At 51.2% G+C, this 25,718-nt stretch carries 16 protein-coding genes; 6 read left to right on the top strand and 10 right to left on the bottom strand.

Annotation, left to right across the window (positions count from 1 at the left end; genetic code table 11):
* Positions 1-265: 265 nt before the first annotated feature.
* From ACG2E4_RS10605 to ACG2E4_RS10585, 5 genes are all read right to left on the bottom strand, one after another.
* On the bottom strand, positions 266-1,642 hold the full coding sequence (locus tag ACG2E4_RS10605) for a putative oxidoreductase C-terminal domain-containing protein (RefSeq protein WP_395276524.1): 1,377 nt from the start codon (positions 1,640-1,642) through the stop codon (positions 266-268).
* A gap of 149 nt (positions 1,643-1,791) precedes the next feature.
* Positions 1,792-3,231: a Gfo/Idh/MocA family oxidoreductase gene (locus ACG2E4_RS10600; RefSeq protein WP_395276523.1), complete on the bottom strand. Its 1,440-nt coding sequence runs from the start codon at positions 3,229-3,231 to the stop codon at positions 1,792-1,794.
* Between the two features lie 129 nt (positions 3,232-3,360).
* Positions 3,361-5,367, bottom strand: a complete 2,007-nt coding sequence (locus ACG2E4_RS10595; RefSeq protein ID WP_395276522.1) for a ThuA domain-containing protein — start codon at positions 5,365-5,367, stop codon at positions 3,361-3,363.
* Positions 5,368-5,465: 98 nt separating this feature from the next.
* A complete protein-coding gene (locus ACG2E4_RS10590; protein WP_395276521.1) occupies positions 5,466-7,151 on the bottom strand; it encodes a RagB/SusD family nutrient uptake outer membrane protein in 1,686 nt (561 codons plus the stop codon).
* Between the two features lie 19 nt (positions 7,152-7,170).
* On the bottom strand, positions 7,171-10,164 hold the full coding sequence (locus ACG2E4_RS10585) for a SusC/RagA family TonB-linked outer membrane protein (RefSeq protein WP_395276520.1): 2,994 nt from the start codon (positions 10,162-10,164) through the stop codon (positions 7,171-7,173).
* 794 nt (positions 10,165-10,958) lie between these two features.
* On the opposite strand from ACG2E4_RS10585, the gene ACG2E4_RS10580 reads away from it, so the two are divergent.
* The 6 genes from ACG2E4_RS10580 (at position 10,959) to ACG2E4_RS10555 (ending at position 18,160) form a co-directional block, all read left to right on the top strand.
* A complete protein-coding gene (locus tag ACG2E4_RS10580) occupies positions 10,959-12,002 on the top strand; it encodes a LacI family DNA-binding transcriptional regulator (protein WP_395258739.1) in 1,044 nt (347 codons plus the stop codon).
* 122 nt (positions 12,003-12,124) lie between these two features.
* Positions 12,125-13,549, top strand: coding sequence for a glucuronate isomerase (uxaC, locus tag ACG2E4_RS10575; RefSeq protein WP_395276519.1), 1,425 nt, complete (start codon positions 12,125-12,127; stop codon positions 13,547-13,549).
* A 437-nt stretch (positions 13,550-13,986) separates the two neighbouring features.
* Positions 13,987-14,994 carry a TRAP transporter substrate-binding protein gene (locus ACG2E4_RS10570; protein ID WP_395276518.1) on the top strand — a complete coding sequence of 336 codons (1,008 nt, stop codon included), beginning with the start codon at positions 13,987-13,989 and terminating at the stop codon, positions 14,992-14,994.
* A complete protein-coding gene (locus ACG2E4_RS10565) occupies positions 14,991-15,479 on the top strand; it encodes a TRAP transporter small permease (protein ID WP_395276517.1) in 489 nt (162 codons plus the stop codon). The genes ACG2E4_RS10570 and ACG2E4_RS10565 overlap by 4 nt, the downstream gene beginning before the upstream one ends.
* Before the next feature lie 6 nt (positions 15,480-15,485).
* Positions 15,486-16,784: a TRAP transporter large permease gene (locus ACG2E4_RS10560; RefSeq protein WP_395276516.1), complete on the top strand. Its 1,299-nt coding sequence runs from the start codon at positions 15,486-15,488 to the stop codon at positions 16,782-16,784.
* A gap of 68 nt (positions 16,785-16,852) precedes the next feature.
* Positions 16,853-18,160, top strand: coding sequence for a serine hydrolase domain-containing protein (locus ACG2E4_RS10555; RefSeq protein ID WP_395276515.1), 1,308 nt, complete (start codon positions 16,853-16,855; stop codon positions 18,158-18,160).
* A 243-nt stretch (positions 18,161-18,403) separates the two neighbouring features.
* On the opposite strand, the gene ACG2E4_RS10550 is transcribed toward ACG2E4_RS10555, so the two are convergent.
* From ACG2E4_RS10550 to ACG2E4_RS10530, 5 genes are all read right to left on the bottom strand, one after another.
* Complete coding sequence (locus ACG2E4_RS10550) at positions 18,404-19,627, bottom strand: Gfo/Idh/MocA family protein (RefSeq protein WP_395276514.1); 1,224 nt, start codon at positions 19,625-19,627, stop codon at positions 18,404-18,406.
* A gap of 182 nt (positions 19,628-19,809) precedes the next feature.
* Positions 19,810-21,063, bottom strand: coding sequence for a tagaturonate epimerase family protein (locus ACG2E4_RS10545; RefSeq protein ID WP_395276513.1), 1,254 nt, complete (start codon positions 21,061-21,063; stop codon positions 19,810-19,812).
* Positions 21,064-21,545: 482 nt separating this feature from the next.
* The gene (locus ACG2E4_RS10540; protein WP_395258755.1) at positions 21,546-22,871 is read right to left on the bottom strand and encodes a Gfo/Idh/MocA family protein; all 1,326 of its coding nucleotides are present in this window, start codon (positions 22,869-22,871) and stop codon (positions 21,546-21,548) included.
* 32 nt (positions 22,872-22,903) lie between these two features.
* The gene (locus ACG2E4_RS10535) at positions 22,904-24,289 is read right to left on the bottom strand and encodes a DUF1080 domain-containing protein (RefSeq protein ID WP_395276512.1); all 1,386 of its coding nucleotides are present in this window, start codon (positions 24,287-24,289) and stop codon (positions 22,904-22,906) included.
* A gap of 289 nt (positions 24,290-24,578) precedes the next feature.
* Positions 24,579-25,601, bottom strand: coding sequence for a Gfo/Idh/MocA family protein (locus ACG2E4_RS10530; protein ID WP_395276511.1), 1,023 nt, complete (start codon positions 25,599-25,601; stop codon positions 24,579-24,581).
* Between the last annotated feature and the right edge of the window lie 117 nt (positions 25,602-25,718).

Below are 25,718 nucleotides of genomic sequence, written 5' to 3'. Positions count from 1 at the left end.
ATTCGAACTGAAGGGTGTTATTGATCGCTGTAAATAATGTGGGCTTACATTTAACCCGGGAACCTGTTCCTGGGGAGCTTTGAAAAGTGTAGCCAGAATCGTCCCAGGCGGAGTTTATCGTGCCAATTTCAGCCTCTATTTCTACCCGGATCTCCACCTGTACGTTGCAAGAAGAACAATGCTTGCGCCTGGACTAGATAAATAATTCACCCGCCCAAAGCTGATGGGTTAACGCCGGTGATGATGTCCAACACCGGCAACGAGCCTATCTGCTTTTCTCATACGCCTGGGTGGTAATAAAATACTTGGTCAGCATATTTTTTCGCTCCCACTCAGGAATTTCCCCTTCTACAAGATAATCCAGGTACTGTTCCGTGACCTGCGCAAAATGGGCTTCGTGACCGATCCTGTGTTCATCCGGGATAACCACTTGCCATCCGTTATCGGAGGGAGTGAGTGACACGCCCGAATATTCACCGGCAATCTCTTCGATTGCACTGTTAAGGGCTTGTTCAAACTGCTCGCCACCGCTGCCATTCACCGGCTCAACATACAGGGTGGGCGTATAATTTTGCTCTTCGCCCTGCCGTATAACCAAATTCGCTTTCGTTCCGCGCATAATCGAGTAGTGGGTATCACCGGCTCCCTCGGGCGCCTGGTAGTCCCATTCAACCGAAACCTTGCCGTGCACCCCGTTTACGGTAAAGACAAACGATCCGTTGGCAAACACATTCAAATTATTATTTTCATCCAGATCTTCCTCCAGGTACTCGGGGTACGGCTCCATCTGCGTAACCTTGGTAAATTGATCCGGAGTCATCTGCGTGGCCCACCGGTCGGCCTGCACCACGTTCACATCGGTAGTGTCGATGCCCTGCCCGGGAAAGGTTTCCCACAATATCATATCCACAAGATGGGTGGAAACATCTACAATCGCCTCTCCCTGCTGGTCTACATCAAAAAACCAGCCCGGACGAATAAGCGGTTGGCCAGAGACATATTTAAAAAAGTGATGCACACTTTCTTTCGTAATAGCAGGATCCTCGGGCGTACCTTTTTCCAGCTCGCCAAACACATCCGGGTAGCGGGAGAGCTCACGCTGCAGTATCGTGGTTATTTCAAACCGCTCGGTCATGATGTCGTAGAGCAGAATCCCGTTTTCATGGGCCTGCTCCAGCGCTTCTCTGAGCATCGGAAACCGTTCCGGCTTGATCACCATCGGCTTGTCGGAAAGCACATTCAACCCCGCATCAACCGACTGCTTTATGTAGCTGGTCTTTTTCGCATTATTGCCGGCCAGCACCACTACATTCCCGGGTCGCTCTTCGATCATCTTCTCAAAAAAATCGGGCCCGGTATAGACCTCTTCCACCCAGTTAGTGGGATTTTCCTCGCGGTTATTGTACTGCTCAATACGGGCCAGGTGCCGTTCCAAACCGTCCGATCCTTCAGGAGCGTACACATAGGCAACAGAGTCTACCTGGTCATAGCTGTACTTTTGTACCAGACTGGCGTGGAAATGGCCCGGATCCACCGTCATCAGCTTTACCTCCCCGGGCGCGCCGGTAAATTCATTATCTGCAGTCGTGCTGTCGCCGGTTTCGGTACCGGAGCAGGAATAAAAAACCAGGGGTAATATCATCAGTGATGCAATTCGTTTAAGTGACAGATTCTTCACTATTTCCTCTTGTCGTTTGTTTAATGACTGTTTACAATCAGTTATAAAGATAAAATCAAAATCGAGAGTACAAAAAATGGGAGGCACCTGAGAGGCGCCTCCCTGCGGTTCATCTAAATTCGCAGCCCGTCAATATACTTCACGCCCCATGGTGAACGCTGCGGGCGCGAAAGCATGGCATTGGCCTCATCGTCATTTTTGAACCGCTCATTGACCGGATCCCAGTACAGTTTGCGCGGCAGTTTCATGGCGATATGAGAAACCAGGCAGGCGCTGCACGAGCGGTGTGCCACCTCGGCGGGGGCCACAGTCAGTTCACGCGATTTTATGCACTTCAGCCAGTTGCCGTGCTGCTCTTCTGACTCGTAGAGGTGAATTTCGTTTTCCCCGATCTCGGAGCGCAGTATCTTCGGATCACTCGCCTGGAACGATTCCGTCTGCTTCTGGGCGCTGACCGGATCACTCGCTGTTACTCCCACATCGCCCCGTGAGACGTAAATCCAGCCGTCGGACCCGACAAAACGGACGCCCTGCTTGTTGTCTCCGCCCACGGTCATCGTAACGCCATTGGCGTACTTGGCTGTTACCTTGAAATCGCCGTGAACATTCCACAGTCCACTGTAGTTGGGATCGTCGGTTGGGAATTCAGCGGTTGCCTCTATTTCCACAGGACCGGTATGCTCGGTGCCCATGCCCCAGTGGGCCGTGTCGATGTGATGGGCGCCCCAACCGGTAATCATGCCCGCACTATACGCCTCGATGCGCAGCCAGCCCGGACGTGAGTATCCTTCTTCCGGGTGTACGCGCTGCTCGGTGTACGGCACGTCAGGCGTTGAGCCCAGCCACATGTCATAGTCCAGGCTTTCGGGCACCGGCATTTGGGTCGTATCGCCCCCGCCGGGATCGCCGGGCAGCCCCACTTCCACATGCTGTAGCTCACCGATGCGGCCGTTGCGAACCAGCTCGCAGGCCCGCTTGAACTGCGGCCACGGGTTGACCGATCGCTGCTGGCTTCCGATCTGGAATACCGTGCCGGTACGATGGATAATATCGCTCATGGCACGCCCTTCTTCAATCGTCAGTGAAGCCGGTTTCTGCAGGTAGATATCCTTGCCCGCCAGGGCCGCCTCAATGGCCGGCTGGGCATGCCAGTGGTCGGGCGTACTGATGATAACGGCGTCAATTTCAGGGTCTTCCAGCATCTCCCGGTAATCCTGGTAGACGGCTACGTCGATATAATTTTCTTTGCCTTTTTCCCTGGCATAATATTGCTCTACCAGCTCTTTTCCCTCGCGGGCCCGGTCCATATCCACATCGTTGACTGCCACCACGCGGGCCATATCATATTTCATGGTCTCCGGCAGGTCGTGTCCCCGGGCAATACGCCCGCAGCCGATCTGGCCGATATTAATCTTCTCGCTCGGTGGATTTGATCCCATCACCGACGAAGGGACGATAGAGGGGGCAAAGAAGAGTCCCGCCCCGCCCATAGCGGAGGTCTTTAAATATTCGCGCCGTGTCATTTTGTTGCCACTACTGTTCTTTTTATCCATAGCTACATTCCATTTTAGTTTTAAACTTTATTTCTTGAATATTTTGGCGGGGTTTTGCAAAACCAGGGTTCAGAAGCTCGTTTACAACTGCTGGTTCGTGGTGCAATAAAGCCCTCCACATCTAATATTTTACTTGAGAGAACCACCTGAAACGGCCCATTCTATACCGCCCAGAATATGCTGTACAAAAACCGGGTCGTCATAATCCTCCACACTGTGCCCCAGCGTAGTATACCAGGAACGTCCCCCCTCAAATTCATGGTACCAGGCCAGTGGAAATGTATCACCGAAAACATCCCCGGGATACTGCTGCTTCTCCTCATCCTCCACCGTAGTCATATCGGCGTGAAGCAGTACGTTGACATCGGGATTCAACTGCTTCAGATAATAGCACTCATCTTCGCGTACCCATTCTTCCTGTAAAAACGCGGTAGACGGGTGGGAGTGATCCGTTATATTCACCGTAAATTCCTGGAAGGGAGCGTGCCGGTGAAAGGTACCGCCGACCAGACTCCAGAACCAGGGCCAGTCGCGCTCAGCACCGGAGGTGGAGTGAATACCCACAAAATTGCCACCGTTTTTCATATAGTTTTGCAAGGCCTTGTGCTGGGCTTCGGTATTGAAGATGTCATTGTTGGTATTTGAGAATACCAGCGCATCATACTTCTTCAGGTTTTCTTCCGTAAAATCCGAGGGATCCTCTGACGCATCAACCGTAAAGTTATATTTCTCGCCCAGGTTCTGGATCGCCTCGATACTGTTGGGAATGTTTTCATGAACATACCCTTCCCCGTTTTTGGTATACACCAAAACACGGCTCCCCTCGAGAACCTTTTTCCGGACCTCAACCTCCGGTGGATTCCCAAAATCCTGCCAGTAGCTCTCCGCATCTTCCGGTTGAATTTTGCCATCATAGACCATCATGCGGTATTTCAGGTTATAGCTGTTGCCCGGCTCCAGGTGCCAATCCTGTTCCTGAGCAGGGTTGAAGTTAAAATAGACATTTTCCTCTCCCCCGTTGGCGCCTGTCGGCCAGATGCGAAGCTGTTCCGGAAAATTCTGGTTGCCGGGATGGGTCATAAACAAAATACCGGACGTTCCGACGTGAGACACTCCGTTGATGTCGGTCCAGCGGGCGCGCGTGGCGTTGCCATTGCTCTTGTCCTTTCCCTGCGAAGTCAGCAAGGTGGCAGTATCATCGCTCCATTTTTCGGTGGCCCGCAGGCTGAACCCCTGGTAGCGGTAGGCCTTGATCGTTACCGGTGACTCTGACGCCGGATTCAGCGTAGAAACAAAGTCAACCAGCCAGATGTCGTTCTCCGGATCTGCATTCCATACCTTTACTTCCCACTTTTCATTGAGAGCGACCTTGTCTCCCGTTGGTGTGGGGGCGGTCAGATCCACGTGGTTCAGGAAGGCCTCAAATCCTCCAAAAACCTCTCCTTCGATGGTCTGGGGAATCGCTTTGTGGCGCACGGTTCCCTCTCCGTCACCCAGGTTCCAAAAGTCAATTTCGCGACCTTCAAAATCGGTTCGCGTCCAGGGATTCCATATGCCGTAGTGATGGTAGTGATCGGAAGGCTGGATCCGGGTAATCACCTCTCCCTCCGGCGACCAGAGCGGGTGGATATATCCGCTGCGCGAATAGAGATCTGAGACCCCTTCAGGGGGAGATTTAGTCGCATACCGGTAGCTAAGAACTTTTTGGTCATCGACCATTAACGTCAATGATTTTCCATCATCGGTAATGTGAACCGCCTTTTCGGGTTCACCGGTCTTGTCTTCGGGGACTCTTTTTAATAAATAATTTCGTTTTGCTCCTGCAGGCGTTTCTCCCCTCAATATCCAGCGGAGCGTCTTGTCATATCCATCCGCATCAACCTGCGAGGCGACGGGATGCTGTTCACCGTCAACAATTTCGTAGAGCTGCAGCTCCTGCCCAGTTTGTAGTCCCAGTGGAATACCGTTCAATGAGGCACTTACCGGGGTATTGCTCCGGTCATATTCTCCCGCTTTTACCGTAAATTCCGCTATTTCCTGTGATTGTGCAAAAAGCGCGTCAGCCGGAAACGCTGAGAACGCCACCGCAATAACAAGAGACAGAAACCCGCAAAGCTTCCTTGTAGCATTTTTCATAAGCTGGTTGGATCATTATGGATTAAAAATAGCTGCCCTGGGAGTGGATTCTCCCAAGGCAGTGTTAATTTTATAATATATCAGAACGTAAGGCAATATTAATAGCCGGGATTTTGCTCATATCCCCCGTCGGTTCGGTTAATCTGCGTAGCCGGAATCGGGCGAAGCAGGTGCCTTTCCTCGATATTGTCGCGACTTTCCTGCAAGCCTGCATAATTTCTGACCCGCTCAAGCAGTTTGCCCGTTCGCTTAAGAGTGATCCACCGCTTTTGCTCGCCGTAAAACTCGCGGCCCCGCTCATCGAGGATGTAGTCAAGCCCCTCGTTCTGAAGATTGGCCAGCGTATTGGCGGTTATATTGGCTTCTTCTCCCGGCCAGGCCGCCCGTTCCCGAACAGCGTTTATATGATCGGCGGCGGCAGGCAGTTCACCCATCTGGTAGCGCGCCTCGGCGGCAAACAGGTACGCCTCTGCAAGACGATAGACGATGTAGTCTTTATTACCAGCCGATTCATTGACCGATGGGCGCTGGAAATCGTCGTGCTTTTTCAGGCTGGGGAACATGTTGATATTTTCGTTGGTGTGCGCTGTAGCCCAGGACATCAGGTAATAGGGAGCACTGTCCTGGTTTTGCTCAACCTCCTGTGCTGTCATATCCGGATCGATATAGATCGCGGTATCGCCTACAGCCACATTGGGATACTCATCTGTTGGAAGACTTGCGGCATCGTTGTAATACCATGTATCCTGGAAGCTTTTCTTGTATCGTGAATCCTGGTCGATGGGACGGTAGTTCTGCAGAGCAAACGGCGTCATTTTAAATCGAATCCAGGGGCGACCATAGCCCGGCTCCAGGCTGCGAACGAGCCCGGCGCCACTTCCGTCTCCGCCGTACACTTCATACCATGGGCGGTAGTAGAGGTGGCTTCGGTTACCCGGGCCGTTAATCAGCGGATCCTTGCCATATTGAACGGCCCAGATGATCTCCTCATTCTCCTCGTTGTCATTGTCAAAGATCATCTCGTAATCATCCAGCAGCCGGAAGTTGTAATCATTGATCACACTTTCAGCAAGCGTGGCCGCACGGCTGTAGTCGTCGCTCTCGGCAAAGTCCTTGTATCCTCTCGTCAACAGCACCTGGGAGAGCAGCATCTTGGCAGCCGGCTCGGTTGCCCGCCCCCACTCCTGCTCCGACGGATCGGACGGGAGGTTATTAATGGCGGTCTCCAGGTCGGAGACGATCTGGGTGTAGACCTCTGATTCCGGAGCTCGAGTAGCCTCAATTTCAACCCCGATGGTCTCCTCCGTAGTCAAGTGAACGGGACCAAAATGTTCCACCAGGTGAAAGTAGTAGTGAGCCCGGAGAAAATGGGCTTCTCCCAGCCTGGTATTCTTGAGCCCTTCGTCCATATCCTCGATCTCGGAAGCGCGGTTAATCGCCGCATTGGCCGAGTTTATGGCGATATAGTAATTATCCCACAGCGTTTGCATGGGACTTGCCTCCGAGTTGAGACCGGCATTATACTGATTCATATAATGGAAGCCTCCGTGACCTGCATTCTGGATCAGGTCGGTACCATACTCGGTAAGATTTCCTCCCTGCTCAGCCCCGTAAAACGACCTGAGTGGTTCGTACGCCCCGTTCACTGCATCTTCAAACCCGCCTGGAGTCGTGAAATGTGTTTCTGCAGTTACATCGGAGACAACCTCCTCATTCAGCACATCACATGATGCAACAATGAGGATAAAAAGCGATAATATCGATGTATAAGTTAATTTATTCATCACGCTAAATCCTTTGTCCTTAGAAATTAATGTTTACGCCAACAGTGTAGAGTCGGGTCGTCGGAACGTCTGCTTCAATTACCCCGCCATACTGCTCAGGGTCGATATTCCCCGTTTCCGAGAAAAGCAGCGGCGTTTCGGCGTTGGCGTACACTCTCATAGAGCGCAGTCCAAACTGCTGAACCAAATCAGGAGGCAAGTTGTATCCAAGCCTGATATTGCGCACTTTCAAGAATGACCCATCCTGGTATGTAAGCGTACTTCGGTAGAGTGGATACTCACGACTCACATCGGGCCGCGGGAACGCATTGGTAGGATTGTCTTCTGTCCAGTAATCGACATCCAGATCGTTGGTTCGGCCATTTAGCGTAACATTTCTATAATTATTAACGATGGTCTGACCTACACTCGCGTAAAGAAAGACCGAAAGGTCAAATCCTTTATAACTGAAATGGTTGGCAAAACCCGCATTCCAGTCCGGCATATCCGATCCCAGGATCACGCGATCCTGTTCATTGATAGTACCGTCGCCATTTTGATCTTTAATCTTGATTTCACCCGGATCCTGCCCGTACGAATCGGCCTCCTGGGCCTCGTCGGACTGCCAGATCCCGATCTTTTCATAATCGTACCACACCGTCAGCGGTTCACCGATAAACCATTCGTTACCCACATCATCCTGCTGGTTGCCGTAGAGATCAATAATCTCCTCCTTGTTGGTAAAGAACATCAGGTCGCTGCTCCAGCTAAACGCATCGCGACCGGAACTGACGAGATTCTGGCTGTTCACGGTCAATTCCAGCCCGGTGTTTTTGGTCTCACCCACGTTTTCAAACACACTGTTAAACCCGGAGGTAATCGGCAGGTTTCGTTCAAGCAGCATATCCGTGGTGTTGGTCTGGTAGTACTCTATACTACCGGTAACCCTGGAGTTCCAGAGCCCGAAGTTCAGCCCTACATTCCACTGCTTGGAGGTCTCCCACTGCAAGTTGGGATTGGAAATTTGCCCCGGCCGATAGCCATAGCCGGCGTTATCACCAAACTGGTAGGTGGTTCTTGCAAGGGTCCCCTGGGTTTGATAGGGATCAATGGCGGTGTTGCCGGTGACCCCGTAACTGACCCTCAGCCGGAGCTCAGACAGCAGGTCCTGCTCTTGCATAAACGGCTCTTCAATAATTCTCCAGCCCACGGCAGCGGAGGGGAAGAAACCCCATTTTTTACCTTCTGCCAGCCTGGAGGAACCGTCGGCACGACCGGTAAACGTAAACAGGTACTTGTCGTACAGCTGGTAATTGACACGCCCCATAAAGGACATCATGCCCCATTCTGTAAGATAACTGCCAAAGTCTTCAGCGGTGCTGGCCGTTCCCAAATTGTGATACTTCTGGGTTTCGTACGGCAGACCGGAAACCGACACACTATCTCTAGTCGTACGATCTGTTTGAATACTAAACAGCCCCGTGGCGTCGATTTCATGAATATCAGCAAATGTTTGCTGGTACGTTAAAATATTTTCGAATGTATAAGCCTGGGTTGTGCGATTCCGCTTTTCAGCATATGGCACCCCTTCTCCGCGGGCCGTGGTCAGGGTTCCCTGAAAAACGCCGCGGGTAAAAGAAGAAAGATCCGGACCAAAATTCATGCGATAACTGAAATTGTCCGAGAAATCGTAAATCCCGAAAATATTACTGAAGATCCGCATCCGCTTTCGGTCATCCAGCATTTTGCCGGGGACCAGGTCATTCAGCACATTTGCTACCAGCCCGTCGTCTGTCGGCCTGAAATCAAGGGTTCCATCCTCGTTGTAGGGGTTACCAAGCGGGTTCATGGCCACCGCGCCGCCGTAGGGATTGGTGCCGTAGGCCTGGTCGAATCGAGACAACAACGTGGAGGTTCCGATGCGGAAACGGTCGCTCACATCATGATCGAGATTGATTCTGACCGTGTACCGGTCAAAATCCTGGCCTGGAATAATACCGATCTCATTAAAAAAGTTACCGCTTATGGCAAACCGCGTGCTCTCATTCCCGCCCTGCACGGTAATTTGGTGACTCTGCTGGTACCCGGCGGGATCGGTGACAAGGTCCGGATAATCATAGGTGGCCCCGCTCTCGATCGACTCCAGCTCGGGCTCCGTAAAGTGGTTCTCATCATTGCCCGTGTAGTTGTCGTTGGCCCTGAATCCTTCGCGACGCATCTCGGCAAATTCCGGTCCGGTCATCATGTCCGGCTCCTCGAGCTGTTGAGAAACTCCCAGGTAACCGTCATACGAAACCAGCGTCTCGTGATTTCCACCGCGCTTGGTCGTGACCAGCACAACCCCGTTTGCACCGCGAGACCCGTAAATAGCGGTGGCGGAAGCATCTTTCAATACCTCCATCGACTCGATATTTTGCGGGTTGATATCGTTCAGATTTCCACTAAACGGGATACCGTCGACCACAAACAGCGGGTCATTGGAAGCCGTCAACGAACGGCGACCCCGAATGCGCACCGTAACGCCATCGCCCGGGCGGTTGCCGCCGGAATTGGCCACCATAACACCGGCAGCTCGTCCCTGCAGCGCAGAAGCGGCATCACTTACCGGAACTTCGGCAATCTGGTCGGAGGAGACCGAAGAAACAGAGCCGGTAACATCCTGCTGTTCCTGTTGACCGTATCCTACAACCACGAGCTCTTCCCCTTCAAATGTCTGGGATACCAGCTCAACGTTGATGGTTGAACGCCCTTCGATGGGCACCTCCTGGGTTTGGAATCCGACAAATGAAAAAACGAGTGTTCCTTCGGCTGAAGGTACATTTAATGAATATTCACCATCTGCATCGGTGGAAGTACCAATCGATGTTCCCTGTACCGAAATATTTACTCCCGGCAGGGTTTGACCATCTTCGGCAGAAGTGACTGTCCCACTGACTTCGTGGGTGCCCTGCGCGTGCACCTGCGGGGAGAGTCCCCCGAGCAAGGCCGCACATATAGAAAATATCAGAACCTTTATTGTAGTTATTTTCCCCATATTCAGTCCTTTGTAGTAAGTTTGAGATTAAAAAGAGAAATGTTAACGTCTTTTTTGTATTCAGCATCCAGGTCTTTAACCCAAGACCCTTCCCAGAAGTAAACCTTATCCTTTTGCTATATTATTCCCCTTTCCCTTTTGTGTTGGATTTGCTGTGTGAGTTTTCCCGTTTTGCACTTTTTGCGAAAACGTTTGCACTACCCAAAAGTAAGTGAAAAGACTTTTTTATCAATTATATTTACAATTTTTAACATTAACTCTTTTTTTTACGTATTTTCCCGTAGCAAAAGGACTCCAACCCCGATCTATATCAAATTTTGTTGAATAAACGTTTGCAATAATTATTTTTTTATACAACTTTTTGGCAAAATTTGGTTTAACCCGTAATGAAATTTATAAATCAGGTTGATATTGAGCATGTTGTGGCGAACTCCGTTTGTAGTAACATCGCGAAGACGCCCGCGATGCCTCTGAAACGTCCGCCTGGTTGCAAACGACTCCTGTTCCGGTATAGATTCAGATAGGGATCAATGGTTTTCAGGAATATTCTGCTTTGTTTTTTTGCTAATACATTCCTATACATTGTTTAGTCAAAATATCGGGGCCTGACGGTCTTATCAGCACAATCGGAATCTGATCTTGTACACGCACAGACGTCGAAACAGACGTCACCTGCTTGTTGGCCTGTGCCTGGCCTCTAAATCATAACTACTAATTTCTACTATCCACGTTGGGGAGCCACCGCCAGCCGTTGGTTACAGACGGTCTCCGGTTCCCGACTACATGACTATACAATGAAAAAGAAAAAAACAACGATCCGGGATATTGCCAAAGAACTGGACATCACCGCTTCCACGGTATCCAGGGCGCTGAGGAACCATCCGAGAATTAGCTCCGCCACTAAAGAAGCAGTGTGGGATGTGGCCGAAAAATTAAATTACCAGCCCAACAATATTGCCGCGGCGCTGGTCAAGGGCAAAAGCAATATCCTGGGGGTTATCGTGCCCACCTCCGACCGCAGCTTTTTCGCTTCCGTGATTCGGGGTATCGAGGAGGTCATCCGTGACGAGGGGTACAACCTTGTGATTTGCCAGTCCGATGACCAGTTCTCCAAGGAGCAGACCAACGTTGAGGCGCTGCTAAAGATCCAGGTTGACGGAATCATTGCTTCTGTGGCCAAGGAGACCACGGATTTTGAGCACTTTAAAAAGGTAAAACAGCAGGGAGTTCCACTTATTTTGTACGACCGCGTGAATGAATCACTGGATGTAAATGCCGTGGTTACCAACGACTACCTGGGCTCCTACAAGGCGGTATCCCACCTGATTGAACAGGGATGCAAGCGCATCGTACACTTTGCCGGCAAGCAGCACATCAACATCTACCAGGATCGCCTGAAAGGATATATCGACGCCCAGCGCGAGCATGGGATTCCCATCGACAACAACCTGATCATGGAGGAGGATCTGATCTTTTCGATGGAACGGGTGGTGGAACTGGGACAGACCCTGGCTCACCGCATGCTGGAGATGCCGGAACTGCCTGATGCGGTATTCTCGGCCAGCGACTTTGCTGCGATGGGCGCCATGCAGGTTTTCAAGGAACAGGGCATTGAGATCCCCGGCGATGTGGCTTTCGTGGGCTACAGCAATGACGTGTCGGGATCTTTTATCGAACCGGGACTGACCACCGTTGACCAGCACACCAAGCGGATGGGTAATTTGGCGGCCCAACTGTTCCTGGAGCAGATCAGCGAATCCAATACCGAATTCACCCCGCGCAAAACACTACTGAACCCAAAACTGGTCATCCGGGGATCATCACAGAAGAACGGCTGATTTTATGGCCGAGTCCCAAACCCTCTCTACCCCAGACTTTGTTTTTCTTTTGGCTTGATATATAGCAGGCGACTTATTATTTACCTTGTGCAAACGTTTGTATTAAATTAAGGGATATACCGATGGGAAAATTTCTGACTGAGGACTTTTTACTGCACTCGGAGGAAGCAAGAGAACTTTATCACAACTACGCCAGTGATATGCCGATCATCGATTACCACTCTCACCTCCCCCCGGCCGAGATCAGTGAGGATCGTAATTTTGACACCCTCACCAGCATCTGGCTAGACGGCGACCACTACAAATGGCGGGCCATGCGTACCCTGGGCATCGACGAGCAATATATCACCGGCAACGCCGCGGACCGGGAAAAATTCCGAAAGTGGGCTTATGCGGTGCCCTACACCATGCGGAATCCCCTGTACCACTGGACCCACATGGAGCTTAAAAACTATTTTGGCATCGAAATCCTGCTGAATGCGGATACCGCTGACGACATTTACACCACTGCCAACGAACAGCTTCGGCAACCGAACTTCAGTGCCCGCAGCCTCCTGAAGCGCATGAACGTGGAAGTGGTCTGCACGACCGACGACCCCGTTGACACTCTTGACCACCACCAGGGCCTCCGGGAGAGTGATTTTGAGATTACGGTGCTCCCCGCGTTCCGTCCCGATGCGGCGTTCAACTTCGATGACCCCGCCTCCTACAACAGCTACATTGATGAGCTGCAGGAGGCCAGCAATATCGAAATAAGCTCGCTCAATTCCCTGCTGGAGGCCCTCGGACAGCGAGTCGACTATTTCCACCAACACGGCTGCCGTCTTTCGGACCATGGATTGCAGCGGATGTACTACCGCCCTGCATCCCCGGAACAGCTGAATCGCTATTATAGGCGGATTCGCAACCAGGGAAAAGAGCTGAGCGAGGAGCAGAAGCAAGCGTTGACATCCCACATTTTGCTCCAGCTGGGACGCATGTACAACGAGCACGACTGGGTACAGCAGTTTCACCTGGGCGCCCTTCGCAATGCAAACGAGCGAATGTATAACAAAATGGGACCGGCCGTTGGATTCGATTCCATCGGAGATTTTCAGCAAAGCCGGGCACTGGCCAATTTTCTTAATGAGCTGGACAAAAACCGGGAACTGCCCAAAACAATCCTGTACAATCTCAATCCCGCTGACAATGAAGTCATAGCGACCATGACCGGCAATTTCAACGACGGTTCGGTAAGAGGGAAAATACAATACGGGTCTGCCTGGTGGTTCCTGGATCAAAAAGACGGGATGGAAGAACAGATGAACATTCTCTCGAACATGGGCCTGTTGAGCTGCTTTATCGGCATGCTTACCGACTCCAGGAGCTTCCTCTCATTTCCGCGGCACGAGTATTTCCGGCGCATTCTCTGCAACCTCATCGGCAACGACGTCGCGAACGGCGAACTGCCCGATGATATGGAGTGGCTCGGCAAAATCGTATCTGATATCTGCTACTATAACGCCCGGGAGTATTTTGACTTCCATCCCGCTCCTGTTAAAAATTAGTAAAACCGAAATATTACCCTGAATAATTCAAATTTGGGTTTGTTATCATTGCGAAAAATTTGTATTTGAATATTGTTTTGCGAACGGTTTACCACTTTAAATATGTTCGGATCTTATTGATCAAATCGCGTGGTATACAAACCTCCGACCAAATCAAATAAAACAAAAACGAACTGGGCAAACGGGACAAGTAACCGGTTACGGGTTGAGATACCATTTTTGAAATCAAATTGTGGGTGCAGGATTGAGAATGCAACCTGTTGCACAAGGTTCAAGGGTAATTTGAAATTTTCGGGAAAAACCGCAGTTACACTGACATTCTTTTCCCGGACAGGCGAAAATTACAGGCTTTTTTACCTGCTTTATTTATGACCATAGCTCAAAAATCTATGACACAAACAGCAAACTTCTACAGTTCGAATCTATTATTATTTTCAATGGCCCTGCTACTCTTTTGGGGGTGCAGCCGATCCGATACCGCTACCGACCGGTCTAAAACACTAATTATGGCCCACGCCATGCACCTGGAGCATCCGGTAAGCAAGGCGATGGCCTACATGGATGAACGGGTTGAAGAAATTTCGGACGGAAGGCTGAAGATCGAGATGTACCCCAACCAGCAACTGGGATCCGAACGCGAATTGCTGGAGCTTGTGCAGATCGGAACCGTGGGCATGACCAAGATATCCGGCGCTGCACTCGGCAAAATAGTTCCTGCCGTTACGATCTTCAGCCTGCCCTACCTGTTCCGCAATGAAGCCCACCTGAAGGCTGTCCAGAATGCGCCTATCGGCCAGGAGATACTGCAGCGGGGGGCCGAATACGGGTTGAAAGGCCTGACCTACTACGATGCCGGCTTCCGAAGCTTTTACACGGTGGAAAAACCGGTACGGGAGCCAGCTGATCTGAATGGTATGAAAATTCGCGTGCAGGAAAGCCAGATGGCGATTCAAACGATGCAGGCGCTCGGAGCCTCTCCCACTCCCCTTGCCTATGGTGAGCTATATACCGCCCTGCAAAGCGGCGTGGTGGACGGCGCTGAAAACAACCCGCCGAGTTTCCATACCGCCCGCCACTACGAGGTCTGTAACTACTACTCGCTGGACCAACACACCTCGGTCCCGGACTTCCTGGTGATCAGCACCAATGTGTGGATCGACCTGACCGACCAGGAAAAAAAGTGGCTTTCTCAAGCCGTGGAGGAGTCGGCCGCCCGGCAGGAAGTGCTCTGGGATGAAGCCGTTGAGGAGGCGATGAATATTGTGACGGAAGCGGGTGTAGAAATTATTCGTCCTGACAAGGGTCCATTTCAGGAGGCTGTTCAACCGGTTTACGACCGATATGCCCAGCAAAATCCCGAACTTTACAAGATGGTCGAACAAATCAGGGAGATTCAGCCCGACAGTCAACAGGTTCAATCTGCAAATACCCAGGAGACAAAATGAGAGACACGGTAGATACCATCACTAAATACACACTCGTATTTCTAATGGGCCTGCTGGTGGTAGACGTTGTATGGCAGGTGTTTACCCGTTATGTGCTCGGCTCTCCAAGTATATTTACGGATGAGCTGGCTCGCTTTCTGCTGATCTGGGTCAGTTTTTTGGGAGCAGCCTACGCTTCCGGCCAGCATATGCACCTCTCCATCGATCTGCTTTCGCACAGGCTCAGTCCCGCGGGGCAGAAAAAACTGGCCATCTTTATCCATTCTGTCGTGCTCCTTTTTGTTATCACCGTACTGGTGATCGGGGGCAGTGTACTCGTCTATTACACCCACATATATGGACAGCTTTCTTCCACATTGCAGGTACCGATCGCCTACGTTTACTCGATCGGGCCCATCAGTGGATTGCTGATCCTGTACTACAAGCTTTCCGATATTAAACGAATTCTGACTCAAACACCCGCCGAATACATCGAAAACCTATAGGAACTTATGGAACTGTATGAAATTCTGGTACTCGTTTTAAGCTTCGTTGTTCTTTTGGGCATAGGCGTGCCCGTAGCCTGGACGCTGGGTATCTCCGGCGTGCTTACCATCCTCCTGAGTATTGAAACCATTACAGCTTTAACGACGATGGCCCAGCGCTTTGTCACCAGCCTGGACAGCTTTACGCTGCTTGCCATCCCCTTCTTCATATTGGCCGGTCAACTAATGAACAAGGGCGGCATTGCCACCCGGCTGATTGAATTTGCCAAAAACGTGGTGGGAGCACTGCCCGGAGGGCTCGCTCATATCAACGTGGTTGCAGCCATGCTTTTTGGGGCCATTGCGGGCTCCTCCGTAGCGGCGGCCTCGGCAATCGGCAGTATTATGGGACCCAGGATGGAAAAAGAGGGATATACCAAAGAGTTTGGAGCGGCAATCAACATCAGTGCTTCCACGACCGGGCTGATTATACCACCATCTAATACGCTGATCGTCTATTCCCTGGCAAGCGGGGGGACCTCCATTGCCGCCCTGTTTGTGGCGGGCTATCTGCCTGGTATTCTCGTGGGGCTCTCGCTGATGGCCGTGGCGGCAGTATGGACGCTGCGCAAAAACTTCCCGGTCGGGGAACGAGGTACCTTTAAAGAACTGATTCAATCATTTATGAGCGCGTTCCCCAGCCTTTTTCTGCTGGTAGTCGTAATCGGGGGTATCATCGCCGGTATATTTACGGCAACGGAGGCTGCCGCCATTGCCGTGGTTTACACCCTGGTACTTGGATATTACTACAACGAAATAACGATGAATAACCTACCGGATATTCTGCTGGGGGCGGTAAAGACCACCTCCATCGTAATGCTGCTGATTGCTACATCGGTCAGCATGTCCTGGGTTATGTCATTTGAAAGCATTCCACAGGCCATCAGTAACGGCATTCTTTCTCTGAGTGACAGCCCGGTCGTGATTCTCCTTCTTATTAACATGATCTTGTTGTTCGTGGGTATGTTCATGGATATGACCCCGGCGGTACTGATCTTTACGCCCATCTTCCTGCCTATCGTCACGGAGCTGGGCATGGACCCCGTTCACTTCGGCATTATGATGGTACTGAATCTCTGCATCGGTATCTGTACTCCGCCTGTGGGTACACTGCTGTTCGTGGGCGTAAGCGTAGCGGGAACGACTATTCCAAAAGTGATAAAACCATTACTACCGCTTTTCGTGGCCATGATTATCGCCCTGCTGCTGGTTACCTTCTGGCCGGCCCTGAGCCTGTGGCTGCCACAATTGTTTGGACTGGCGTAAAATAACGTCACAACTTATTTGAGTTCAGTCTATGCTATGGTTCGAAGTAATCAAACTATATTTATGTCATGCATCCAAAACGTCTGATTCAATCTTCCTCATTGCTCCTGCTTGGGACCTTCTTGCTCTTTTTGACGGTAGCTCAGGGAACGGCTTGGGCCCAATACCATGATTCGCTGACCTCGGGTAACGTTCTTGATCCCGATCAGCTGTCACAGGTTGATTCCGTACTGCAGCATTATGTGGACGAGGGGCGAGTAGCCGGAGTGGTGGGCCTCGTTATGCAGGATGGCGAAATTGTATATGAACACGCCGCCGGGTGGGCCGACCGCGAATCCAATCGCCGGATGGGCACCGATGCCATTTTCCGGATCGCCTCGCAAACCAAGGCCATTACCAGCGCGGCCATTCTCATGCTGGTGGAAGAAGGTAAAATCAACCTCAACGATCCAATAAGCCGCTGGATGCCCACGTTCGTAAATTCGACCGTCGCCGTACAAACCGACACCGGCCGAGCCATTGTCCCCGCCAACCGCCCAATTACCATTGAGCATCTGTTGACGCACACATCCGGAATTTCTTATGGCGGCAGTTCGTTAGTTGCCGACCTTTATAAAGCAAAAGGGCTGGGCTATGGCGATACCTACGGCTGGTACACGGCCGATGACGAGGAACCGATCTGCGAAACGATGGACCGTCTCGGCACTCTGCCATTCGTGGCTCAACCGGGCTCCGACTGGGTATATGGATACAACACGGATATCCTGGGATGTGTGGTTGAGCGGGTCAGCGGCCTGCCACTCGACCAATTTTTCCTACAACGCATTAGCGGTCCGCTTGGAATGGAGGATACGCATTTCTTCCTGCCCCCGGAAAAAGAGGAGCGGCTGGCGACGGTGTATACACCAACGGAGGGTTCCAACCGCGTGCTGCGTGCTCCTGATGGTCCCCGTGGACAAGGTAACTATGTTGAGGGACCACGTCGCAGCTTTGCAGGTGGTGCCGGGCTGCTCTCAACCGCACGGGATTACGCCCGCTTCCTAGAGATGATTCGACGGGGCGGTGCCCTCGACGGGAAGCGATATCTGTCGCCACATACCATAGCCCTGATGACATCGAATCAAGTAGGTGATCTGTTCAGTGATGAGGGCATGGGATTTGGACTCGGATTTGAGACCACCGATCGCCTCGGGGCCAATGGATTTACATCCGCAGGCACATTCGGCTGGAGCGGGGCCTATGGCACCGACTACGAGGTTGATCCCAAAGAAGATCTCGTTACCGTGCTCATGATCCAGGTCGTTCCCTATTATGGAAGCGGCATTCGGGAGGCATTTGAGAGTGCTGTTTATCAGGCGCTTGTACCGGCAGAATAATAGAATGTCGTGAATTCAATGTAGGATAAATTTTGCCACTGGCGCAAGCGTCTCGCTCGTGCTATTATTCAAAAATGGCACACTTGCGCCAGTACTTATTTTCTTAATTTTCTAAAAAAGAAGGCGCCTCAGCCGTCGGCTGTAGCGCCTTAATTGTTTAATCGCGTTATCACCTACAACAACCCCACACCTGGCTGCATTTTTCACCAAGAAATCTAACATGATTCTCATGGAAAATGCAGGCTAAATCGCGTACTCTTCCTTCCACGGTTCGATGGTGCCATTACGCATGGCATTGTTGGCCATTATTACGCATATCGCGGAATCATGTCCATTAATTACATTTGAAAGCGGTTGTTTGTTATCAATAATACATTTCACAAAGTGGGTAAGCGCCATTTGTGTGGTTCCTGCCTCCTGGTTGGCCTGTCCTTCAACCTTCAGGGGGATCGGCTCGCCCTGCTCCCAGGCTTTGTTTGTGGGTTTCGTTATGGCATCGGCCTGGTTATCGTCTGCACGGGCCTGCCGGGCCTGCTGTTCGGCGTAGATGCTGGCCTGGTGCCCCGAAACATCCCTGACTTCAATCATCGCCTTTTTACCGTAAAACCGGATGGAATAGCCTTCGTGTGCATTGGTGGTAATGGCGGTGTACTTTCCTTTGACGCCGGAAGGATAATCAAAAATGGTGTGCACATTGTCATAGGTTTCCCGCCCGTCTTTCCAGTAATCGATGCCTCCAAAGCCCGACACCCTGCCTGGAACCTCTCCAAGCACCCAGTTGACGATGTCGATTTGATGAGAACAGAGCTCCGCCATAAGACCCTGGGAGTACTCGCGATACATCCGCCAGTTGATCAGTCGCTCCAGCGAGGGATCCGGCACCGGCCGCCGCCAGTCGCCATTCCGGTTCCATGTACATTTGACGTAAGAGATCGGTCCTATCGAACCATCATTGACAAGCTCATATATTCGTTGATACAAGGGGTTATGACGGTGCTGGTACCCAACCTGGAATATTGATGATGAATCCTGAACCTGGGCGGCCAGCTTCTGGGCCTCTTCAATGGCGTAGGTCATAGTCTTTTCACAATACACATGCTTGCCGGCATTTACCGCATCCCGGGCCATTTCATAATGCAAAGAAAGCGGCGTTGCAATGATCACGGCATCCAGTTCCGGGTGTTCAAGCATCTTGCGGTAGTCAGTGTACCCCTTTGCGTTGTTGACAGCATAACTCAGGCCGCGCTCCAGATTTTCCTGGCGGACATCGCAGCAGGCAACCAATCGGACATTAGAAGTTTGTGCGATTTCCTGGGCCAGGTAGGTACCACGGCTCCCGGTTCCGATGACACCAACATTTATCGTGTCATTTGCTCCAAGTATAGAGGAATAACCCAGAGCACTTATCCCGGTAAATGCAGCTCCTGTTCTAAGAATAAAGTCTTTTCGAGTAATTTTATCGGACATACCGATACCTTTTTACTGTTGGATATCACTTTTGGTTAGAACTTCAACTACCAGTAGTTAACTACTTGTTTATAAAGAGAGTATAAATTTTCACAAGTTTATTCCTTTTACCGAAATCAAAAAATAACGCGGGTAGCTATTCCGCGCTACCATATTTGAAGCGGTCAGGGGATCCGCCTTCGTTAATATTGCTCGCCCAGAAACAAGGGAGCGATGTGCCGGTTAAAGAGATTATACGTCACATTTTCACCAATGATTTCTTCATGAGCTTCCAGGGCATCAGTAAAGTCTGATCCCATTTCACCCGCAATCTTGTAGGCGCAGTGGAGCAGCTGACGGAAGCTGGAGTTAAAATCCGGGTGTGAGGGGTCGTGGCGCAGTGCATTTGCCAAATGATTGCCGTTCCAGCTGCTTACCTCCTCGGCGGCGGGGAGTTCGGACCGTGAGATGTCGATCACCGTTTCATAGGGAGCGGTCAGCTCCTCGAATCGATCCAGCGCCCGGCGATAGATCTGCTTTACGATATCGGCCGCCTCATTCCCGGCCAGCGCAAGCCCGATCAGCTCCTCCAGCCAGGTTGTACCGGCCGTTTTCAGGTGAAGTCCCTTTTCATGTTTCATGATAAGATCGTGCATAGGCTTGTAGAGTGAAAACTTGTCGCTGCCGGAATGCACGCTCAGCTTGAGCTGCTCAGGCAGGCCAAACTCCCGGACCGCATGATCAATCACCAGAAGATCCTGCTCAAATTCACGGGCGAACTGATCCACATTGCCCACGTAGTCCACCCCTTTGTTAAATCGTCCGGAGAACTTCAGGGCGATGGTATCCAGCTTAATATTGCGATCTGCCAGCATTCGGAGAATCAGAAGCAGCTCCACCGGCGTCTGGGGTGTTTCCACTTCATCCATGGAGACCTCGATAACAGGTTTTTGATCCTTGTTTTCAAGGATGTAGAGATACACTTTCTCCACCTCGGCAATCGCCTCCCAAAAATCGGAGACTACCTGGCGCATTTTTGCTTCTGTAATGGTAAACGGCTCCCCAATGCCGCGGATTTTAACTGTACCGATCAGATCCTGGTGGAGCTCCAGAAAAGAATCCACCGCTTCAACTTCAGTCCCCTTGCCGATATAGTCAGCCACGTCAATTGTAAAAAAATCGGAATATTCCAGAAAATAGTCGACATTGTCCATGCCGATATGGTCGGCATCCACAAAATATGGCTCCTCCCACCCCGCTTTTTCCACCGCCTGGTCTGCCTCCTCCCGCACCTCCCGGGGCGACGTACCGATAATTTGATGCTCGCGGTACGACTTGTTCCAAACGGGGGAAATATGAACGCCCTGCTCCCTGGCTTTGATGACGGAATTCAACTGTGCAGTGCCCTGACGCGCAAATCGATCTCCTGTTCCGAATGAGTATGTTGTAAGTTGCATAAGACAATCAACATTTTTTAGAATTTGAGTAATACTTCGTACTGTCCTTCCGCACACAAAATAAAGGCGGTTTTCAAGGGAATTTCCACTCTTTTATAACATTCCTGGTCTTAAAATTGACGTAATTCATGTACATCAGGACATTAGGAGTAGCCAAACAAATTCTTGTTAGAAATACAGGTTATCCTCTATAAAAGGAAACCCTGCCAGTGTTGTTACCATTACATTCAGGAATACGATACGCGGTAAATTTTTCAGGTAATACGCCTGGATTATCCGGTTATAAGGCAGAAAATAACTTGTGACCCTCCCCAAGTGACTAACACACGAATCAACCGATAACTACACGGGCCCCGCATATTTTAATACGTCATACAGCGATCAGTTGACAAGATTGTGATCAGGGAAAATATCTATAATATCAAAAATGGCCATTGCCCCTGTTAAAAGACAATGACCATTCCGATAACGAAGGTTCCGGTTTAGAGTTTTGGTTCCCATCCGGGTTCATATTCACGGCTCCAGAGTTCCATCGCGTCCCGGTCGTAAATGCGGCCCGTGGAGGTATCGGTCTCAAACGACTTGTTTACTCGATAGGCTATATTGGCCAGGTGGCACAAGTGGACGCTCTTTGCTCCCTCATCAATCGGGGAGTTCTGTTCGGAGGCCGTTCCCCGGATCGTATCCAGGAAGTTAACAATATGCTTGGTCGACATGCTTCCGCCGCCGCCCAGGGCTGTTCCCTGCTCATTTCCGTCGGATGTGCGCTCTCTGACCAACTCGCCCCCGCGGTCATAGAGCCGGTAACCGGAACGGTTAACAAATACCGATCCCTCGGTTCCGTAGATAATGGTTCCCCGTCCGGAGCCGTAGGTATTCAATCCATTGCGGCTTTTGCCATCCCAGTTGATGACCTTCTCATCCGGAAATTCAAACGTGGCGTACATGGTATCGTACATGGTCCACCCGTCGTCCTGGTAGTGCTGCTTGGCGGCATCCACGTAGACATATTCAGGATAGTCTACCTGGAGTGCCCAGCGGGCGACATCCACCTCGTGCGTGGCGTTGTTTCCGGTTTCGGCCGTTCCCCACTTCCAGCCGTACCAGTGCCAGTTATAGTCCCAGGTATTGTGGTGATATTCCTCGCGCGGGGCCGGCCCCTGGAAAAGCTCCCAGTTCAGGTCGGATGGGGGATCCTGCGGCACGCGGTTGGTCACTCTGCCGCGCTGGTTGCTGTAAAAGGCCACCGCTTTGTAGGCTCGGCCAATGGCACCATTGTGAATATCATTGATAATTTCGATCGTAAGATCGGCCGAGCGCTGTTGATTCCCCATCTGCACAACTTTGTCAAATTTTTGCTGGGCAGCCACCAACAGCTCGCTCTCGGCGGGATTGTGGCTGCAGGGTTTTTCCACATACACATGCTTGCCCGCCTTCATTGCCATTACGGCCCCGGGTGCGTGCCAGTGGTCGGGAGTGGCGTTGAAGATGGCATCCACATTGGGATCTTCATGTACTTCGCGGATGTCGTCGGTCAGTTTGGGAGTATATGAGAGTTCTCCCTCCAGGTCTTTTGCCACCCGGTCTCGCTGGCTTTTTTTAACATCGCAGATGTAGGCCAGTTCGGTGTTATAGGGCTCGGACAAACTCTCGTAGTAGGCTCCCACCCTGCGGCCACATCCCATAAAGGCCACCCGTATCCGATCATTGGCCCCAATAACTCTGCCATAGCTTTTAGCTGACATGCCGAGAGCCAGTCCCCCGGCTCCAAAAGTCGCTTTTTTGATAAAATCTTTTCTAGATCCCATAATCAGTATGTTTTGTGTTAACGTATTGTGGTTTACAGTTCTCGAACTTTGATGCTTCGAAAGCTCACTTCATTTCCGTGATCCTGCAGCAGCAGATGTCCCTGCGGCCAGCGACCGAATCCTTCCCATTTCTCATATTTGCTGTAGGCCACCAGTGCAGCAAACATCTGGGAAAACCGGTCATATTCGACCACTTTTTGATTGTTCAACCAGTGTTCCACATGACCGTCTTTGGAAACAATTCGGGCTTTGTTCCAGCGCCCCACCCCATTAAACGGCTTGCTTCTGCTGGGAGCGGACAAGTTCTCCGCGGCAATCAGGTCGTACAGGGAACCCACCTGTCGATTCCCGGCGACGCCCTGGTTAGCATCCGGGTGGTTCTCATCATCGAGAATTTGAAATTCTGTTCCAATAGCTGATCCGGGTCCCTGGTTCAGCCCCGGGTCGACAAAATATTTGATGCCGCTGTTGGCGCCCTCGGTAATCTTGAACTCGAGCTCCAGCTCAAAATCGCTGAACTGGTTGCGGGTAACGATATCGCCGGGGCCCGTGGCTTCGCCGCCGTCGGTCTCCTGTACCGTGAGCACTCCATCCTCAATCTCCCAGCCGCTTTCCGGGAAATGATCGAGTTTGGCTCCACGCCAGCCGTCACTTGTTTTTCCGTCCCACAGCAGGCGCCATCCGCGGCGTTTCTCCAACTCGGTTAATTCATTTTTCAGGTAACTGATCTCCGGAACCTGCGGATCCGGGGTCGTACGGTGTGCTTCAAGATTTTCCGTAAGGATCCTGATATCACGCCATTTTACCTTACCGCCAACCATTTGGTCCTGCCAGGGAAAATGAACCTGCAGTGCGATAAAACCCTCGGCGGTCATATCATCCACCAGGCGGGCACACTGCACGCCGTTCACCCAGGTATTAATGGTTGAACCGATCGCTTCAACCCTGACTTTATTCCACTGCCCGTTGCGGAATGCACTTTGCGATTTCTCACTCTGTGTTATCGGATACAGCCATCCACGCCGCGCTTCATCGTAAATTCCGCCGGTCCAGGCGCGATCCGAGGGATCCAGCTCTACCTGGTACCCGTGCACCCGGCCATCTCTGTACGATTCTTTGCTCAGGCTCCGGATTTGAACTCCGCTGTTAATATGGGGATTCACCCATACCTCAAACTCCAGAATAAAGTCTCCATACGTTTTGTCGGTGGTCAAAAAGGAATTATCGTTGTTCGGAATTGTTTCTCCTACTATCGCACCATCTTCCACGGTGTAGGGTGCATCACCACCCTTCTGCGTCCACCCATTCAGCGTTTCCCCATCAAAAAGAGGAGTCCACTCCTCCTGGGCCAACAGGGTTTGTGGAAATACCAGAAAGACTACTATAAGAAAAGAAAGCATTATTTTTAAGATACGCATACCGATATATTAGTTTCGACTACTATTTTGATGTTTTCAGATCCATTTGGATGGCAAGGTGTATCCCGTTAATCCCGTTTTACATCCGTTGCCCACAAGCAATAAATGCAATCGATTGCACATTTTCAAAAAAATTTTCCCGGCAACCCCTGCCGTTCGAGGCAGATACCGAGATTATTAGTGTAATCTTTGCAGAGATGGTGCGGCCTTCGCTGGATGATCGGGCAGACCAGTACAGTTCCGTGAGAACAAAAGAGGTCGTTCGCCACCACATGCAACTTCAGCCCTGTCAGCCGCCGGCGTTCCGGAACACTTCATCCAGCCTCACCTCTTCCCCACCGCGGCGCTTGCTCTCATCGGCCGCCTCCATAAAAGTATAAATTTCCAGGATCTCCTCTTTGCCGACCGGGGGAACGCCCGTGCGAAAGAACTCCACGATTTTGACCAGGAGTGGCCGGTATCCCCTGTAGGGACCCACCTGGGCTTCTCCCTCCTCGCCAAACGCCGTTCCTCCATAGCTGTGCTGTCCCGACCTGCGTCCACGAAATGTACCGATGCGACCGTCTTCCCAGGTTCCGACCACCACATCGGTGTCAGCGGTGTGCTTGCGGACTACGCTCTCGCATCCTGTTCCCATGACGGTAAAAAGTGTTTCCACTCCGTGAATGCCGTACCAAAAAAGATCAGGATGCGTCTTTTCCAGGAGAGCGGGACTGTAGGTATCCGCACCGGTAACCTTGCCTATCAGCTCCCCGTTTCTTATCGCCTGGGCGTTTTCCATATATCGGAGGGAAGAGGAACAGAAGGTGGGAACATTATATCGCTCGGAAGCTTCAAAAATAGCTATGGCGTCAGACAGTGAACCCGCTATCGGCTTGTCAATAAAAACCGGCTTGCCCGACATAAAAACGGGAATCGCCTGTTCCAGGTGGCGGTTCCCGTCATTGGTCTCCAGCAAGACGGCGTCGACCTTGTCGAGGAGCTCATCAATCGAATCGACAATTTCGACTCCCATCTCTTTTACCTGTTCGGTATACTTCGGAATTCTGCTGTAGCTCGATTCAATTCGCAAACTCCCTTTCGGGTAGGCGGCTACAACGGGAAACCCAGCCAGGTCGGGAGCTACATTCGGGTCGTTCAGGGCTTTGGTGAAAGCAATGCTGTGAGAAGTATCAAGGCCAATAATTCCGACTTTCATCTCTGCCCGGGACGATCGATCCCGCCACAGGGAAGCCGGTCCCTGCAAACTTAGCCCGAGTCCCGCTGAAGCGGCCATCTTAATAAAATCCCGGCGATCTACTGAACTATCCATATGCTCTTTTTTTTGATATTTTCCTATTTAACGTGAGTTCGAGATAAGAAAAGTACTTATTTCGAATAAAAAAGCGGAAGATTCAGTATATTTAAGTCGTTGCGCAACATAAACTTA

Source organism: Halalkalibaculum sp. DA384, from assembly GCF_043951955.1.
GTDB lineage: Bacteria > Bacteroidota > Rhodothermia > Balneolales > Balneolaceae > JAMQKA01.
Note: the sequence above shows the minus strand (reverse complement) of the source record. Positions and strands in the feature narration are given on the sequence as shown.

What these genes read in the sequence shown, in the direction of transcription:
- ACG2E4_RS10605 (WP_395276524.1), bottom strand. Translation starts at nt 1,642, where the DNA reads ATGATATTACCCCTGGTTTTTTATTCCTGCTCCGGTACCGAAACCGGC.
- ACG2E4_RS10600 (WP_395276523.1), bottom strand. Translation starts at nt 3,231, where the DNA reads ATGGATAAAAAGAACAGTAGTGGCAACAAAATGACACGGCGCGAATAT.
- ACG2E4_RS10595 (WP_395276522.1), bottom strand. Translation starts at nt 5,367, where the DNA reads ATGAAAAATGCTACAAGGAAGCTTTGCGGGTTTCTGTCTCTTGTTATT.
- ACG2E4_RS10590 (WP_395276521.1), bottom strand. Translation starts at nt 7,151, where the DNA reads ATGAATAAATTAACTTATACATCGATATTATCGCTTTTTATCCTCATT.
- ACG2E4_RS10585 (WP_395276520.1), bottom strand. Translation starts at nt 10,164, where the DNA reads ATGGGGAAAATAACTACAATAAAGGTTCTGATATTTTCTATATGTGCG.
- ACG2E4_RS10580 (WP_395258739.1), top strand. Translation starts at nt 10,959, where the DNA reads ATGAAAAAGAAAAAAACAACGATCCGGGATATTGCCAAAGAACTGGAC.
- uxaC (WP_395276519.1), top strand. Translation starts at nt 12,125, where the DNA reads ATGGGAAAATTTCTGACTGAGGACTTTTTACTGCACTCGGAGGAAGCA.
- ACG2E4_RS10570 (WP_395276518.1), top strand. Translation starts at nt 13,987, where the DNA reads ATGGCCCTGCTACTCTTTTGGGGGTGCAGCCGATCCGATACCGCTACC.
- ACG2E4_RS10565 (WP_395276517.1), top strand. Translation starts at nt 14,991, where the DNA reads ATGAGAGACACGGTAGATACCATCACTAAATACACACTCGTATTTCTA.
- ACG2E4_RS10560 (WP_395276516.1), top strand. Translation starts at nt 15,486, where the DNA reads ATGGAACTGTATGAAATTCTGGTACTCGTTTTAAGCTTCGTTGTTCTT.
- ACG2E4_RS10555 (WP_395276515.1), top strand. Translation starts at nt 16,853, where the DNA reads ATGCATCCAAAACGTCTGATTCAATCTTCCTCATTGCTCCTGCTTGGG.
- ACG2E4_RS10550 (WP_395276514.1), bottom strand. Translation starts at nt 19,627, where the DNA reads ATGTCCGATAAAATTACTCGAAAAGACTTTATTCTTAGAACAGGAGCT.
- ACG2E4_RS10545 (WP_395276513.1), bottom strand. Translation starts at nt 21,063, where the DNA reads ATGCAACTTACAACATACTCATTCGGAACAGGAGATCGATTTGCGCGT.
- ACG2E4_RS10540 (WP_395258755.1), bottom strand. Translation starts at nt 22,871, where the DNA reads ATGGGATCTAGAAAAGATTTTATCAAAAAAGCGACTTTTGGAGCCGGG.
- ACG2E4_RS10535 (WP_395276512.1), bottom strand. Translation starts at nt 24,289, where the DNA reads ATGCGTATCTTAAAAATAATGCTTTCTTTTCTTATAGTAGTCTTTCTG.
- ACG2E4_RS10530 (WP_395276511.1), bottom strand. Translation starts at nt 25,601, where the DNA reads ATGGATAGTTCAGTAGATCGCCGGGATTTTATTAAGATGGCCGCTTCA.